Annotated in this window: 14 protein-coding genes; 11 read left to right on the top strand and 3 right to left on the bottom strand. The window is 59.8% G+C overall.

The window, feature by feature from the left end:
• Positions 1–75 precede the first annotated feature (75 nt).
• The 11 genes from FHT87_RS26925 to FHT87_RS26875 all read left to right on the top strand — a co-directional run bounded on the left by FHT87_RS26925 (position 76) and on the right by FHT87_RS26875 (position 9,838).
• Positions 76–2,310 carry a bifunctional (p)ppGpp synthetase/guanosine-3',5'-bis(diphosphate) 3'-pyrophosphohydrolase gene (locus FHT87_RS26925; RefSeq protein WP_183730779.1) on the top strand — a complete coding sequence of 745 codons (2,235 nt, stop codon included), beginning with the start codon at positions 76–78 and terminating at the stop codon, positions 2,308–2,310.
• A gap of 195 nt (positions 2,311–2,505) precedes the next feature.
• Positions 2,506–2,655 (top strand): DUF3563 family protein, encoded by a 150-nt coding sequence (locus FHT87_RS26920; RefSeq protein ID WP_018115599.1) that lies wholly within the window; start codon positions 2,506–2,508, stop codon positions 2,653–2,655.
• 145 nt (positions 2,656–2,800) lie between these two features.
• Complete coding sequence (locus FHT87_RS26915; protein WP_183730776.1) at positions 2,801–3,391, top strand: DUF2062 domain-containing protein; 591 nt, start codon at positions 2,801–2,803, stop codon at positions 3,389–3,391.
• A 34-nt stretch (positions 3,392–3,425) separates the two neighbouring features.
• On the top strand, positions 3,426–3,830 hold the full coding sequence (gene acpS, locus FHT87_RS26910; protein ID WP_183730773.1) for a holo-ACP synthase: 405 nt from the start codon (positions 3,426–3,428) through the stop codon (positions 3,828–3,830).
• A 114-nt stretch (positions 3,831–3,944) separates the two neighbouring features.
• Entirely contained in the window at positions 3,945–4,688 is a 744-nt protein-coding gene (gene lepB / locus FHT87_RS26905) for a signal peptidase I (RefSeq protein WP_183730771.1), read from the top strand.
• Complete coding sequence (gene rnc, locus FHT87_RS26900; RefSeq protein ID WP_183730768.1) at positions 4,685–5,401, top strand: ribonuclease III; 717 nt, start codon at positions 4,685–4,687, stop codon at positions 5,399–5,401. Before lepB ends, rnc begins: the two co-directional genes overlap by 4 nt.
• An 8-nt stretch (positions 5,402–5,409) precedes the next feature.
• Entirely contained in the window at positions 5,410–6,348 is a 939-nt protein-coding gene (gene era, locus FHT87_RS26895) for a GTPase Era (protein WP_183730765.1), read from the top strand.
• A gap of 150 nt (positions 6,349–6,498) precedes the next feature.
• Positions 6,499–7,251: a Crp/Fnr family transcriptional regulator gene (locus FHT87_RS26890; RefSeq protein WP_183730762.1), complete on the top strand. Its 753-nt coding sequence runs from the start codon at positions 6,499–6,501 to the stop codon at positions 7,249–7,251.
• A 105-nt stretch (positions 7,252–7,356) separates the two neighbouring features.
• Entirely contained in the window at positions 7,357–7,848 is a 492-nt protein-coding gene (locus FHT87_RS26885; RefSeq protein WP_246698130.1) for a response regulator, read from the top strand.
• A 99-nt stretch (positions 7,849–7,947) separates the two neighbouring features.
• A complete protein-coding gene (gene recO / locus FHT87_RS26880; protein WP_183730759.1) occupies positions 7,948–8,718 on the top strand; it encodes a DNA repair protein RecO in 771 nt (256 codons plus the stop codon).
• A 124-nt stretch (positions 8,719–8,842) separates the two neighbouring features.
• The gene (locus FHT87_RS26875) at positions 8,843–9,838 is read left to right on the top strand and encodes an aldo/keto reductase (RefSeq protein ID WP_183730756.1); all 996 of its coding nucleotides are present in this window, start codon (positions 8,843–8,845) and stop codon (positions 9,836–9,838) included.
• A 4-nt stretch (positions 9,839–9,842) separates the two neighbouring features.
• On the opposite strand, the gene FHT87_RS26870 is transcribed toward FHT87_RS26875, so the two are convergent.
• From FHT87_RS26870 to FHT87_RS26860, 3 genes are all read right to left on the bottom strand, one after another.
• On the bottom strand, positions 9,843–10,700 hold the full coding sequence (locus tag FHT87_RS26870) for an MOSC domain-containing protein (RefSeq protein WP_183731026.1): 858 nt from the start codon (positions 10,698–10,700) through the stop codon (positions 9,843–9,845).
• 9 nt (positions 10,701–10,709) lie between these two features.
• Positions 10,710–11,354 carry an HD domain-containing protein gene (locus FHT87_RS26865; protein WP_183730754.1) on the bottom strand — a complete coding sequence of 215 codons (645 nt, stop codon included), beginning with the start codon at positions 11,352–11,354 and terminating at the stop codon, positions 10,710–10,712.
• Positions 11,355–11,427: 73 nt separating this feature from the next.
• The gene (locus tag FHT87_RS26860; RefSeq protein WP_183730751.1) at positions 11,428–13,332 is read right to left on the bottom strand and encodes an EAL domain-containing protein; all 1,905 of its coding nucleotides are present in this window, start codon (positions 13,330–13,332) and stop codon (positions 11,428–11,430) included.
• Between the last annotated feature and the right edge of the window lie 464 nt (positions 13,333–13,796).

Raw genomic sequence — 13,796 nt, 5'->3', positions numbered from 1 at the left:
GCTTAGGCATAATATTGCCCATGTGTGCGCCAATCTGCGATTGGCGCGCTTTTATTTTATTGGAGTGGCTTTGGAATGATGCGGCAGTACGAGCTCGTGGAGCGGGTTCAGAAATACAAGCCCGATGCCAACGAAGCTCTGCTGAACAAAGCCTATGTCTACGCCATGCAGAAGCATGGCCAGCAGAAGCGGGCGAGCGGCGACCCTTACATTTCGCATCCGCTCGAAGTGGCCGCCATCCTGACAGACATGCATCTCGATGAATCGACGATTGCAGTCGCCCTCTTGCACGACACGATCGAGGATACGACGGCGACCCGCGCCGAAATCGACGAACTCTTCGGGGAGGATATCGGCCGTCTCGTCGAAGGCCTGACGAAGATCAAGAAGCTCGACCTCGTCACCAAGAAGGCCAAGCAGGCGGAAAACCTTCGTAAGCTCCTGCTTGCCATTTCCGATGATGTGCGCGTCCTGCTCGTCAAGCTCGCCGACCGTCTCCACAACATGCGCACCCTCGACCATATGTCGCAGGAAAAACGCGCGCGCATTTCCGAAGAGACGATGGAAATCTATGCGCCGCTTGCCGGCCGCATGGGTATGCAGGACATGCGCGAGGAGCTGGAGGAACTCTCCTTTCGGCACATGAACCCCGAGGCCTATGAGACCGTCACCAAGCGCCTCGAGGAACTGTCGAAGCGCAATGAGGGGCTGGTCAAGAAGATCGAGGCTGAACTGCGCGACCTGCTGATCGCCAGCGGGCTGACGAGCGCCTATGTGAAGGGTCGCCAGAAGAAGCCCTATTCGGTTTTCCGCAAGATGCAGTCGAAGTCGCTCTCCTTCGAACAGCTTTCCGATGTCTACGGTTTCCGCATCATCGTCGAGGATATCCCCTCCTGCTATCGCGCGCTCGGCATCGTCCATACGCGCTGGCGGGTCGTTCCCGGCCGCTTCAAGGACTATATCTCGACGCCGAAGCAGAACGATTATCGGTCGCTGCACACCACCATCGTCGGCCCGTCGATGCAGCGCATCGAGCTGCAGATCCGCACCAAGCGCATGCATGAGATCGCCGAATTCGGTATCGCCGCCCATACGCTCTACAAGGATGGTGCCACCAATGCGGACGGCGATATCCTTTCGCGGGAAAGCAACGCCTATTCCTGGTTGCGCCACACGATCGAGGCACTTGCCGAAGGCGACAGCCCGGAAGAATTCCTCGAACATACCAAGCTCGAGCTGTTTCAGGACCAGGTCTTCTGTTTCACGCCGAAGGGCAAGCTGATCGCGCTGCCGCGCGGCGCGACCCCCATCGATTTCGCCTATGCCGTCCACACCAATATCGGCGATACGACCGTCGGCGCCAAGATCAACGGCCGCATCATGCCGCTGGTGACCCGCCTCAACAATGGCGACGAGGTGGAGATCATCCGCTCCGGCGTGCAGGTGCCGCCGGCTGCCTGGGAGGAAATTGTCGTCACCGGAAAGGCGCGCGCCGCCATCCGCCGCGCGACACGCATGGCGATCCGCAAGCAATATGCCGGTCTCGGCCACCGCATCCTGGAGCGCACCTTCGAGCGCGCCGGCAAGATCTTCTCGCGCGACGCCATGAAGCCGGCCCTCCACCGCCTGGGGCAGAAGGATGTGGAAGACGCGATCGCCGCCGTCGGCCGCGGTGAGATGTCCTCGCTCGACGTGCTGCGTGCCGTCTATCCCGACCATCAGGACGAGCGCGTCACCGTCAAGCCGGCCGGCGACGAGGGCTGGTTCAATGTCCGCAGCGCCGCGGGCATGATCTTCAAGATCCCCGGCAAGACCAAGGCCGATCTCGATGGCGAGCGCGCCTCCACCGAGAGCGATCCCGATATTGTGCCGATCCGCGGGCTCTCCGGCAATGTCGGCGTCAAGTTTTCGCCGACCGGCGCGGTGCCCGGCGATCGCATCGTCGGCATCATGGAAAAGGGCAAGGGCATCACCATTTATCCCATCCAGTCGCCGGCGTTGCAGCGTTTCGATGACCAACCGGACCGCTGGATCGACGTGCGCTGGGATCTCGACGAAGCCAACAAGTCCCGCTTCACGGCCCGCATCATGGTCAATGCGCTGAACGAACCCGGCACGCTCGCCAAGGTGGCGCAGACGGTCGCAAGCCTCGACGTCAACATCCGCATGCTGAACACGATGCGGGCGGCGACCGACTTCACCGAAATGATGCTGGAAGTGGAGGTCTGGGACCTGCGTCAGCTCAACCAGCTTCTTGCCCAGCTCAAGGACCTGGAATGCATCGCGACGGTCCGGCGTCTCTATGAGTAGGATTTCATTAAATTATTGCCGCTCGCAGACTTGCGATTTGCACATTTTGTGATCATTTCATGGCCGGGCCGGCACATTGAAATGGCAAGCCATGCATCATTTGCATGGCTGTGTTCAGGTTACAGCGTTGGTAATTAACCATTGCCGCGACTATCTTCTGGTCATCAAGAAATGAAACGAAGATGAGGCAAAGCAATGTTTGAACCGATCAGAAAGTTCGCCCGCGCCCTTCGCGCTCCGACCGCTCAGGAACGTGAAATGGCATATCTCAACGGCTCGCACGACCGTATTGATCTTGAATATCGTCAGCGCCAGGTCGATCGCGGCATCTTCCGCAATCGCTGATCGCTGAGATATACTTGACGCAAGGAAGGGGGCGCTATGCATGATCCACGCCCCTTGGAATAAAAGAAGAAGAGACGGCCTGTTTGTTAAGCGGTTCCATTTGCCGCTCTTGTCAGGGTCATGTGCGCTGCACTAAATACGCGCCATGTTATTTCGCCGTCGCAAACCAGCAGGATTTAAGGAAAAGCTGCGGGAGCTTCTATGGCCCCGAAAAGGTTTTCTGCGCCCTGCACGCTATATCATGATGCGCGTTCTGCGCCTGTCAGCTTCGCCGCATGCCGTTGCGGTGGGCGTTGCCGCGGGTGTCTTCGTTTCGTGGACACCCTTTATCGGCGTGCATTTCGTCATGGCCTTCGTCATCACCTATTTCCTGTCGGGAAACATGGTGGCCGCAGCCCTCGGCTGCGCGGCTTTCGGCAATCCGCTGACCTATCCCTTCATCTGGGGCATCACCTGGGAAGTCGGTCACCTGCTGCTCAGCCGCCAGGCTCAGATGGGCGGGCAGACGATCGATCTCGCCGAACTCTTTCATAAGCTGCACTTCACCGAGCTTTGGAAACCGGTGCTGGAGCCGATGCTGATCGGCGCCATCCCGCCGGCTGCTCTCACCTCGGTTGCGCTTTATGCGCTGACATTCTACACCGTCAGGGGTTTTCAGACGCGCCGCCGTGCGCGGCTGATGGAGCGTGCGCGTCTTCGGCTCGCCGATCCCGTCACCGAGATGCCGACCGTCTGAACTCAAGCAGAATTCATCCCGAAAGGCCCCTCGCATGATCATCGGCATTGGCAGCGACCTCATCGACATCCGCCGCGTGGAGAAATCCATCGAGCGCTTCGGTGACCGCTTCACGCATCGCTGTTTCACCGAGATCGAGCGTGCCCGTTCGGACCGCCGCGCCAACCGTGCCGAATCCTATGCCAAGCGTTTCGCCGCCAAGGAGGCCTGCTCCAAGGCGCTCGGCACGGGGTTGTCGCAGGGCGTTTTCTGGAAGGATATGGGCGTGGTCAACCTGCCGAGCGGCAAGCCGACCATGCAACTGACGGGCGGTGCCGCAGCCGTTCTTCAGGCCATGCTGCCCGCCGGCCATAAGGCGGCCATTCATTTGACAATAACCGATGATTATCCCTTGGCTCAGGCTTTTGTGATCATCGAAGCGCTGCCGGATACCGTATGATGGCGACCTCTCGTCGCTTTTACCGCCGTCGTTATTGCCGCCACCGGTCGAAGTCGCTAGAGAGAACATCAGAAAGAAATGCGCCTTCATGGCGTCTTGAAGGAATAAGACTGCGTGTCCGAAAAAGTCGAAGCCAAGCCGAACGCCCTCTGGGAAAACATCAAGGTCATCATCCAGGCTCTTCTCCTGGCGATGATTATCAGGACTGTCCTGTTCCAGCCCTTTACCATTCCTTCGGGCTCGATGATGCCGACGCTGCTCGTCGGTGACTATATCTTCGTCAACAAGTTTGCCTACGGCTATTCGAAATATTCGCTGCCTTTCTCGCCCGACATCTTCAGCGGCCGCATCTTCGGCTCCGATCCGAAGCGCGGCGATATCGTCGTGTTCCGTTTCCCCCCGAATCCTGATGTCGATTATATCAAGCGCGTCGTCGGCCTGCCGGGCGACCATATCCAGGTTACCGACGGTATTCTCTACATCAACGGCAAGCCGGTTCCGAAGGTACCGGATGGTACTTTCAACTCCGACTACAAGCTCGATCCGGGTCAGGACGTACCGGTATTCCGCGAGACGCTGGATGATGGCAAGACCTATGACACGCTCGACCAGTCGCCGGTGTCGCGCGGCGACAACACCCGCGAGTTCATCGTTCCGGAAGGCCATTACTTCATGATGGGCGATAACCGCGACAACTCGCTCGACAGCCGCTTCGATGTCGGCTTCGTCCCGGCGGAAAATCTCGTCGGCCGCGCCAGCGTCATCTTCTTCTCGCTCGGCAACGACACGTCCTTCCGCGAAATCTGGAAATGGCCGACCAACATGCGTTGGGACCGCCTCTTCAAGGTTGTTGAATGAGCAAGGCGCAGACGCTCTCAGCGGCGGACCGCGCAAAGCTTGAAACCCTGATCGGGCATGAATTTGCCGAGAAGGAACGTCTGGATCGCGCGCTGACTCATGCCAGCGCGCGCACCGACAAGGGCAATTACGAGCGGCTTGAATTTCTCGGCGACAGGGTTCTTGGGCTCTGTATCGCCGATTTGCTATTCCGCACTTTCGGCGCTGCGGCGGAGGGCGAGCTTTCGGTGCGCCTGAACCAGCTTGTCAGCGCCGAAACCTGTGCGGCAGTTGCCGACGAACTCAATCTCCACCTCTATATCCGCACCGGCGCCGACGTGAAGAAACTCACCGGCAAGCGCATGATGAATGTGCGCGCCGATGTCGTCGAAAGCCTGATCGCCGCGCTCTATCTCGATGGCGGCCTGGAAGTCGCCCGTCGTTTCATCCTGCGCTATTGGGAGGGCAGGGCGGTGCGCGCCGATGGCGCCCGCCGTGACGCCAAGACCGAGCTGCAGGAATGGTCGCACGCCAAATATGGCGTCACACCCGTCTACCGGGTTGAAGATCGCAGCGGACCGGATCATGATCCGCGCTTCAAGGTGACGGTCGAAGTGGCTGGTGTGGCACCGGAAACAGGCGTAGAGCGTTCCAAGCGCGCTGCAGAACAGGTCGCCGCGACGAAAATGCTCGAGCGTGAAGGCATTTGGCAGCCGACATCTGCCGGAAACTGACGGGATCAATGACAGAAGAAAACGAAATGGCAGCCGATCGCGCTGCTGAAAGCAATCCGACGCATTCGGGCTTCGTCGCCCTGATCGGCCCCACCAATGCCGGCAAATCGACGCTGGTCAATCGTCTCGTCGGCGCCAAGGTGTCGATCGTCAGCCACAAGGTACAGACGACGCGCGCCGTCGTGCGCGGCATTGCCATCCACAACAATGCGCAGATCGTCTTCATGGACACGCCCGGCATCTTCAAGCCGCGCCGCCGTCTTGATCGCGCCATGGTGACGTCTGCCTGGGGCGGTGCCAAAGATGCCGATCTCATCATGCTGCTGATCGACAGCGAGCGTGGCCTGCGCGGCGATGCCGAAGCCATCCTCGAAAGCCTGAAGGACGTTCCGCAAAGGAAGATCCTGGTTCTCAACAAGATCGACCGGGTCAATCGCGAACTGCTTCTGGCGATCGCTGCCACAGCAAACCAGAAGGTCGATTTCGACCAGACCTTCATGATCTCGGCCGAAAACGGTTCCGGCTGCGACGACGTGATGGATTATCTGGCAAAGACCCTGCCGGAAGGCCCCTGGTATTATCCTGAAGATCAGATTTCCGACCTGCCGATGCGCCAGCTTGCCGCCGAAATCACGCGCGAGAAACTGTTCCTGCGCCTGCATCAGGAGCTTCCCTATTCCTCGCATGTCGAGACGGAGAAGTGGGAAGAACGCAAGGATGGCTCCGTGCGCATCGAACAGGTCATCTATGTCGAGCGAGACAGCCAGAAGAAGATTGCGCTCGGCAAAGGCGGCGAAACGATCAAGGCGATCTCGTCGGCGTCACGCAAGGAATTGTCGGAAATCCTCGAACAGCCCGTCCATCTCTTCCTGTTCGTCAAGGTGCGCGAGAACTGGGGCGATGATCCCGAGCGCTTTCGTGAAATGGGCCTCGAATTTCCGCGCTAGTTCGACAAGAAAATTGACAAGGGGCACTCAGCCCCTTGTTTCCGTGTAAAAATCGCTGCCTGTTCCAAGGAACAAATCGGCCTGCCTGCGCATTGATCCGCCAACGGCGCTGCACCCTGCAGCGCCGGGTTTTGCGACAGCAGGGACAAGATGGCGACGGCAAAACCTACCCATTCCTTCAAGACGCCCTGCGAGCAGTGTCCGTTGCGGTCATTGCCGCATTTTCGGGAGTTCAGCCGGGACGAGTTGGAATTCGTCTCGAAGTTCAAGAGAGGGGAACTGGCGGCCGATGCCGGCGCAACCATCCTCGTCGAAGGCGCCCACAGCGCCCACCTCTTTACCGTGCTGTCCGGCTGGGGCTTCCGCTACAAGATGCTGGAGGATGGCCGCCGACAGATCCTGAACTACGTCATGCCGGGCGACCTGATCGGCCTGCAGGGCACGATCATGGGCGAGATGCAGCATTCTGTGGAGGCCCTGTCGCCGGTATCGCTCTGCGTCTTCGAGCGCGACAAGCTGATGACCCTTTATAACCGGCACGCCTCGCTTGCCTTCGACATTACCTGGATCGCGGCGCAGGAAGAGCGTATTCTCGATGAACACCTCTTGAGCATCGGCCGCCGCACTGCGCTCGAAAGAGCCGCCTATCTGATTGCCTTCCTCTTCGAGCGCGCCAGAAAGCTTAGCCTTTTCAATGGCCGCAATCTCATTCCGATCACCCAGCAGCATATCGCCGACACACTCGGTCTTTCGATCGTTCACACCAACAAGACTTTGAAAAAGCTTGCGGCACGCAGCCTCATCCGCTGGCAGGAGCGTGGCTGCGAGGTGCAGGACGGGGAGGGTCTGATGCGGATGGCCGGCTGGGAAGGCCTGAGCGACGGGAAACGTCCTTTCATATAGCTGCTCGAGCAGATCAATGTCTTTTTTAAATGCAAAATGACGCCGGGAAAATTAGAGTCGCGTCATCTTTCCTCCGACTTTCGTTTTTATCGACCGGAGACGAAAATGTGGCTATTCAGTTATGGTGGGCAACCACCGTCAAAGGTCCAGGCGGGGCACCGACGGAATGATGTTTGCAAAGAGGCCGAAGCGCTGCAATATTTGCGCTTCACGAGGGGCATGGAGATCATGAACGCAACAACCCGTGTTCTGGTCCTGGAAGACAGTCTGATCATCGCAATGGAGGCGGAGGATATCCTGCGTCTCGTCGGTGCTGATACCATTGATATTGCCAATAGCCTCGATCAGGCGAGGGATGCAATTCAGGTTGCGGATTACGATTTCGCGCTACTCGACGTGAATCTCGGCGAGGCGCTGAGCTTCGATTTCGCGCGAGATCTGTCGCAGGCCAACATCCCCTTCGGCTTCGTCAGCGGCTATTCCGATACGCAGGATTTTCCGATCGACCTTCAGGACGTGCCGCTTCTCGTCAAACCTTTCGACGAGAACGCGATGCGCGACTTCCTTCAAAAGCTTTTCCCGTCGCCGGCCGAATAAAAGGGCTCCAGCCTTCCTGGAGCCTTTCCCGGTCAGAACGCTTCAATCTGACGGGGAAAGGTTTTAAAGTGAATCGGCAGGCTGAAGGACGGTTTTCCGATGCAATGGCAGGATCAGGCGATCATTCTTGGCGTCAAGCGCCACGGCGAGACGAGCGTCATCGCCGAGGTGATGACGCGTGATCGCGGTCGTCACCTTGGTCTCGTTCGCTCCGGCCGTTCGCGCACCATGCAGCCGGTGTTGCAGCCCGGCAACGAGGTGGAAGTCACCTGGCGCGCCCGGCTGGATGAGCATCTCGGTGAATTCCGCCTCGAGCCGGTGAAGCTGCGCGCCGCGCGGCTGATGGAGACGGCAACCGCCGTCTATGGCGTGCAGGCCATGGGCGCATTGCTGCGCCTGTTACCGGAGCGCGATCCGCATCCGCATCTCTTCGAGGCGCTGGAAGTCATTCTCGATCATCTCCACAATCCTGCCGATGCCGGCGAACTCTTCGTACGCTTCGAACTCGCCGTGTTGAACGATCTCGGCTTCGGCCTCGACCTCTCGGAATGTGCCGCGACCGGCACCCGCACCGATCTCGCCTATGTCTCGCCAAAATCCGGCCGCGCCGTCAGTCGCGGCGCCGGAGAGCCCTGGGCCGACAAGATGCTGCTTTTGCCGGCCTTTCTAAGTGTTCAGGAAAACCAGGCGGCCGATTACGAGAGCCTCACGGCGGCATTCCGTCTGACTGGATTCTTTCTGCATCGCCATGTCTATGAGCCGCGTGGCCTGGAGGCTTCGGCAGCGCGTGAGGGCTTCGTCCAAGCAGCACTCAAGGCCTTGAACCCGGCTGCACGGACGCTTTCTCGGTCGGACGAGCTCTCTGCCTGAGCGGCTTTTCATCCTTGCAAAATAGTCTTCAGTTTTGGCGGTTTACCCGCATCCCCAGCGCCCCTATCTCTCCATTCGATAAGGATTCGATCAGGAAAGGCTCTAAGTGCTCAAGGAGGAAGCCATGCTGACCAAGCCCAAAACATCGACCACCATCAAGCTCTGGAATGGGCAGGAAGTTCCCCGCCTCGGCATGGGCTGCTGGGCGATCGGCGGTCCGTTCTTTGCCGGTGATACGCCGCTCGGCTGGGGCGAGGTGGACGACAATGAATCCGTCGCCGCGATCAATCGCGCGATCGACCTTGGTATCCGCTTCTTCGATACGGCCTCGAATTACGGTGCCGGCCATTCGGAAGAGGTCCTCGGGCAGGCAATCGGCAATCGCGCCGATATCATTATCGCCACCAAATTCGGCTTTGCCACCAATCCGGAGACGAAACAGGCGACCGGCGCCTTTGCCGATCCGGCCTTCATTCGCCAGTCGGTCGAGACGTCGCTCAGCCGTCTGAAGCGGGAGCGTCTCGACCTCCTGCAATTCCACCTCAACGATTTTCCGCTGGAACAGTCCGACGAAGTCTTCGATACGCTGGAGGCCCTGCGGGCGGAGGGCAAGATCGATGCCTTCGGCTGGAGCACGGATTTTCCTGACCGCGCCGCCCGCCATGCCGGCCGGCCGGGCTTCGTCTCGATCCAGCACACGATGAATGTCTTCGAGCCCGTGCCTCAGATGATCGATGTCGTCGAAACGAACGGTCTCATCTCCATCAATCGCGGCCCGCTGGCCATGGGCCTGCTGACAGGTAAGTTCACGCCGGACAAGGCCGTCGGCGCCAAGGACGTGCGCGGTGCGGCACTCGAATGGATGGTCTATTTCAAAGATGGCCGTATCGCGCCGGAATTTGCAGCAAGGCTCGACGCCGTGCGCAGCCTGCTTACATCTGATGGACGCACGCTGACGCAGGGCGCGCTCGCCTGGCTCTGGGCGCGCTCGCCGCGCACTTTGCCCATTCCCGGTTTCCGGACCGTGGCTCAGGTCGAGGAAAATGCCGGCGCACTGGAAAAGGGTCCGTTGCCGGCAGAGGTGATGGCGGAGATCGACGCGGCGCTGGCCCGCGTCTGAGGTTTTAGGCTCGGGCGCGAACCTTGAAGGTCCAACCGTCCGGCCGCGTCTCGAGGATCTTCACCTCGTCGCCGATCGTGACCCTGCCGGTGCCGCGCGGGGTGACGTTCCAGCCGAAAAGCGGGCCGGGAACGCGCCGGTCGCCCGACATTCGGATGCGGCCCATGGCGGGCATGGGGTTCGGCACTTCGCGTGAGCCCGTCAACTGGTCCTGCGTCGTCATGATGCACCGGGCGCAGGGTTTGACGAGGTCGAAGCGGATGCCCGCAATTTCGATTGCCGCCCAGCGGTCCTCGGCCCAGGCCTCGTCTGTGTCGATGACGATATTCGGCCGGAAGCGCTCCATGCCGACGCCGCCTTCGGCATGGTCGGCAAGATCGGCATTGAGCGCCTTCAGCGATCCCGTCGTCGTCACCAGGATCTGGTAGCCATCGGTAAAAGTCACCGGCGTGCCTTCGCCCGCCCATTCGGCATTGGCCATCCGTTCTGCCTTGCCGTCGAAGAAGACGAGTTTCACTGCGCGGCCGAGCCATTCCGAAAGCGTGGCGTTGCTCTCATCGTCAGCAACGGCGGCGCTGACGGCCGATTTCCAGACGATGACATCGAGTCGCCGGTCCGGATGCGGCGGTGCTGCGGCGATCTTCTGCTTGCCCTCCATCCGCAGCCGGAAGGCTCCGGCTTCGGGCCGAACCTCGATCTGAGCAAGGGTTGGGAGCTCGCGCTGGGTGATGAAGTGGCCATCCGGGTCCGTCACCATCGCGCGCCGGTCGCCGGGCAGGCCATAGGCGTCTATGTCCGTAAAGGGCAGGGCGATGCCGCGGGCGCTCTTGAGCGGATAGACGAAGAGATCGCTGACACGCATCATAGGCTCCTATATTTCGTCCATAAATGCAGCGAGGAAGTCGCGCAGGCTCCTGTCGCGGGCTGCGGCCAGTTCGCGCCCGGTCGGGGTCTGGAAACCATCCGCCAGTTTGAACAGCTTCGTCTGGAAATGGTCAATCGCATAACGCTTGTCATCGAGCGGCCGGTTCTCAGCAGCCGGATCGAAAGGATCGTAGAGGCCGGACCCAAGCCGCGCTGCTATATAGAAGCAGCGGGCAGCACCCACCATGCCGATGGCATCCAGCCGGTCGGCATCCTGCAGGATTTTCGCCTCCAGCGTTTCCGGCGGCACATTTGCCGAAAAGCTGTGCGCCGTCACCGCATGGGCGACATCAGCGATATCCTCATCGTCCCATCCAAGCTCTTTCAATATCCGTGACGCTTTTTCCGCGGCGAGCGCCGACGCCTGGGCGCGCAGCGGCGAATTCTTCTCGACGGCGACGCAATCGTGCAGCAGCACGGCAGCCGCGAGCACCTGGCCCTTGCCGCCTTCCGCAGCATGGATGCGCATGGCATTGCGGAAGACACGCAGGATATGGGCGAGATCGTGGGACCCGTCGTCACCCTCCGTTGCATGGGGTATGAGCTCCGCAGCAAGCGCTTCATGGGGGAAGAAAGCTTCGGCCTTGAACATCGTCGTCACCGGTTTTCGAAGGGATCGTTTCCTGTCGATAACGGCTTGGCTGGCGAGTCGCAACGTGCCGAAATCAGTATCGGGGTTTGACGGGCGGCGTAACGCTGCCATTCTTCTTTGGCGGCATCGAAAGCATGTGAGCTACGTCGCCGAAGGGTTTTGGCGGGCTGATGTAATAGCCCTGGATTTCGTCGCATGCCTCGCGTTCGAGCAGCGCCATCTGCTGTGCGGTTTCCACGCCCTCTGCGGTCACGCGCATGCCGAGTGCGTCGCCGAGCAGGATGATCGCGCGCATGATCGCATGCGCTTCCTTGTTCTCGACGATGTCGTTGACGAAGGACTTGTCGATCTTGATCTTGTCGAAGGGGAAGCTCGAGAGATAGCTCAGCGACGAATAGCCGGTTCCGAAATCGTCCATGGAGATGCGGATGCCGCGCTCCTTGAGCGCATGCAGGATCGGCAATGCCTCATCGAGATTTTCCATCAGCACGCTTTCGGTGATCTCCAGTTCGAGACGCGACGGCGAGAGTTCGGCGGCGGCAAGCGCCTCGCTGACATCCTGCGGCAGGTCGCTGCTGGAAAATTGGATGGCCGAGACATTGACGGCGATCTTGATATCTTCGGGCCATTGCGCTGCATCGTTGCAGGCGCGGCGCAAAACCCAGCGGCCGATATCGACGACGAGGCCGACCTCTTCAGCCAGCGGAATGAACTCCATAGGCGAGACGCGGCCGCGCACCGGATGATTCCAGCGGATCAGCGCCTCGAAGCCGCAGATGCGATGCTGCGTCAGGTCGTAGAGCGGCTGGTAGTGAAGCTCGAATTCCTCCTTCTGCACTGCAGCGCGCAGATCGGCCTCCAGCGCATGGCGGGCCTGCATCTTCTCGTTCATCTCTCCGGTGAAGAAGCGCTCGTGCCGGCGCCCGTCCGCCTTGGCATGGGACAGGGCGACCGCCGCATTGCGCAGCAGCTTGTCGGTCTCGACAGCATCGCCAGGGGCGATCGAAATGCCCATGGAAACGCTGAGTTCCACCTGCTTGTCGCCGCGGAAGAAGGGTTCGCTGAGCTCACGGCGGATCTGGTCGGCGAGCGCGGTGATGTTCCACGGCTGCTGGCGTCGCGTCTGCAGGATTGCGAATTCGTCCGAGCCGAGACGGGCAAGGATATTCTCTGAGCCGGCCGAGGCACGGATGCGCTCTGCCACCTGCTGCAGGATCTTGTCGCCGGCTGAAACACCCAACGTATTGTTGATCGATTTGAACCGGTCGAGATTGAGATGCACGAGCGCGATCTGCTCATCCTCCTTGCGCTCGGCAAGGGCGGCATCCAGCTGCTCGCGGAAGCGAATGCGGTTCGGCAGGCCGGTCAGGGGATCGTGATGGGCGAGATAGGTGATGCGCTCGGCAGCCTTGCGGTCTTCTGTAACGTCGGCATGGATAGCGATGTTGCTGCCGTCGGCCAGGATAGTGACCACGCTCTGGATGATGCGGCCGTCATCCATCAGCCATTCGCGTCTGCGGATGCGCCCTGCCTTCGAAGAGGCTTCCTGGCCGTCCTTCTTGCCACGCGTCCTGGCATTGGTCTGCTCAGTGCCGCGCGTCTTGTGCATCAGGTCGGCAATCGTCGTGCCGGGCGTGACATCGCTTTCGGTAAAGCCGAAGAGTTGGCGGAAGCGCAGGTTGGAAAGGGTCAGCCGCTGGTCCGCATCGAACACGCTGAGGCCGAGCGGCAGGTTGTTCAGGACGATTTCGAAGAGTTTGCGCTGTTCTGCAAGCGCCTGTGTGGTGGAGCCGATCGTATTCTTCAGGTCGCGGTTTTCATTGAGCAGCGTCTCGGTGCTCTGCTCGATTACATCATATTCGCTTTGATGGCTGCGATAGGTCGCGATGACGAGCTCCATCAGATGCTCGGCATCGATCGATCCGTCCTGCTTGACGGCCTGCGTGCACTGTTGCCAGAAAAGCGTCTCAGCTTTCATGCGCACGAGTCCCCTCATGGGACGGTTGCGGTGGAAGCATGGCAAAAGGCGAAGGCGTCTTCGATTGGCAAAGCTGCCATATCGCGCCGGGCATAAAAAGACCTTTCTAAAATGAATGCGAGAATCAAATTTTTGTAAGCGGCAAGCGGCAACTTCCAGCAACCCGCATGCGGCATCTTCTACCGCCCCGATTAATAATCGGTTGCAACTGGGCGGCTCTTTATCGCTAGCCGGCAATTTGTTTGTATCTCGCAAACTACTGAAATAATGAAGAAACCCGGTTTCCCAAGGGAAAGTGAAACAGCCGCTGGAATGGGTCGTTACACTTTGTCAACTATGGTTAATCGATAGTTAACAGCTTATTGACCGAAGCTGCAAATCAGTTTAACCAACAGATCAGCCTTGATATTTTCCACCCGCGTATTGCGTGCAGACTCTCACCGGTAGAAGCGGTGAACGGAGGT

It is taken from the genome of Rhizobium sp. BK316 (assembly GCF_014193695.1).
Classification (GTDB): Bacteria; Pseudomonadota; Alphaproteobacteria; order Rhizobiales; family Rhizobiaceae; genus Rhizobium.
The sequence above is the reverse complement of the archived record's forward strand: the minus strand, read 5'-3'. Positions and strand labels throughout refer to the sequence as shown.

Excerpts from the sequence above, each read along its gene's own strand:
- FHT87_RS26925 (WP_183730779.1), top strand. The coding sequence starts at position 76 with ATGATGCGGCAGTACGAGCTCGTGGAGCGGGTTCAGAAATACAAGCCC.
- FHT87_RS26920 (WP_018115599.1), top strand. The coding sequence starts at position 2,506 with ATGTTTGAACCGATCAGAAAGTTCGCCCGCGCCCTTCGCGCTCCGACC.
- FHT87_RS26915 (WP_183730776.1), top strand. The coding sequence starts at position 2,801 with ATGTTATTTCGCCGTCGCAAACCAGCAGGATTTAAGGAAAAGCTGCGG.
- acpS (WP_183730773.1), top strand. The coding sequence starts at position 3,426 with ATGATCATCGGCATTGGCAGCGACCTCATCGACATCCGCCGCGTGGAG.
- rnc (WP_183730768.1), top strand. The coding sequence starts at position 4,685 with ATGAGCAAGGCGCAGACGCTCTCAGCGGCGGACCGCGCAAAGCTTGAA.
- era (WP_183730765.1), top strand. The coding sequence starts at position 5,410 with ATGACAGAAGAAAACGAAATGGCAGCCGATCGCGCTGCTGAAAGCAAT.
- FHT87_RS26890 (WP_183730762.1), top strand. The coding sequence starts at position 6,499 with ATGGCGACGGCAAAACCTACCCATTCCTTCAAGACGCCCTGCGAGCAG.
- FHT87_RS26885 (WP_246698130.1), top strand. The coding sequence starts at position 7,357 with ATGTGGCTATTCAGTTATGGTGGGCAACCACCGTCAAAGGTCCAGGCG.
- recO (WP_183730759.1), top strand. The coding sequence starts at position 7,948 with ATGCAATGGCAGGATCAGGCGATCATTCTTGGCGTCAAGCGCCACGGC.
- FHT87_RS26875 (WP_183730756.1), top strand. The coding sequence starts at position 8,843 with ATGCTGACCAAGCCCAAAACATCGACCACCATCAAGCTCTGGAATGGG.
- FHT87_RS26870 (WP_183731026.1), bottom strand. The coding sequence starts at position 10,700 with ATGCGTGTCAGCGATCTCTTCGTCTATCCGCTCAAGAGCGCCCGCGGC.
- FHT87_RS26865 (WP_183730754.1), bottom strand. The coding sequence starts at position 11,354 with ATGTTCAAGGCCGAAGCTTTCTTCCCCCATGAAGCGCTTGCTGCGGAG.
- FHT87_RS26860 (WP_183730751.1), bottom strand. The coding sequence starts at position 13,332 with ATGAAAGCTGAGACGCTTTTCTGGCAACAGTGCACGCAGGCCGTCAAG.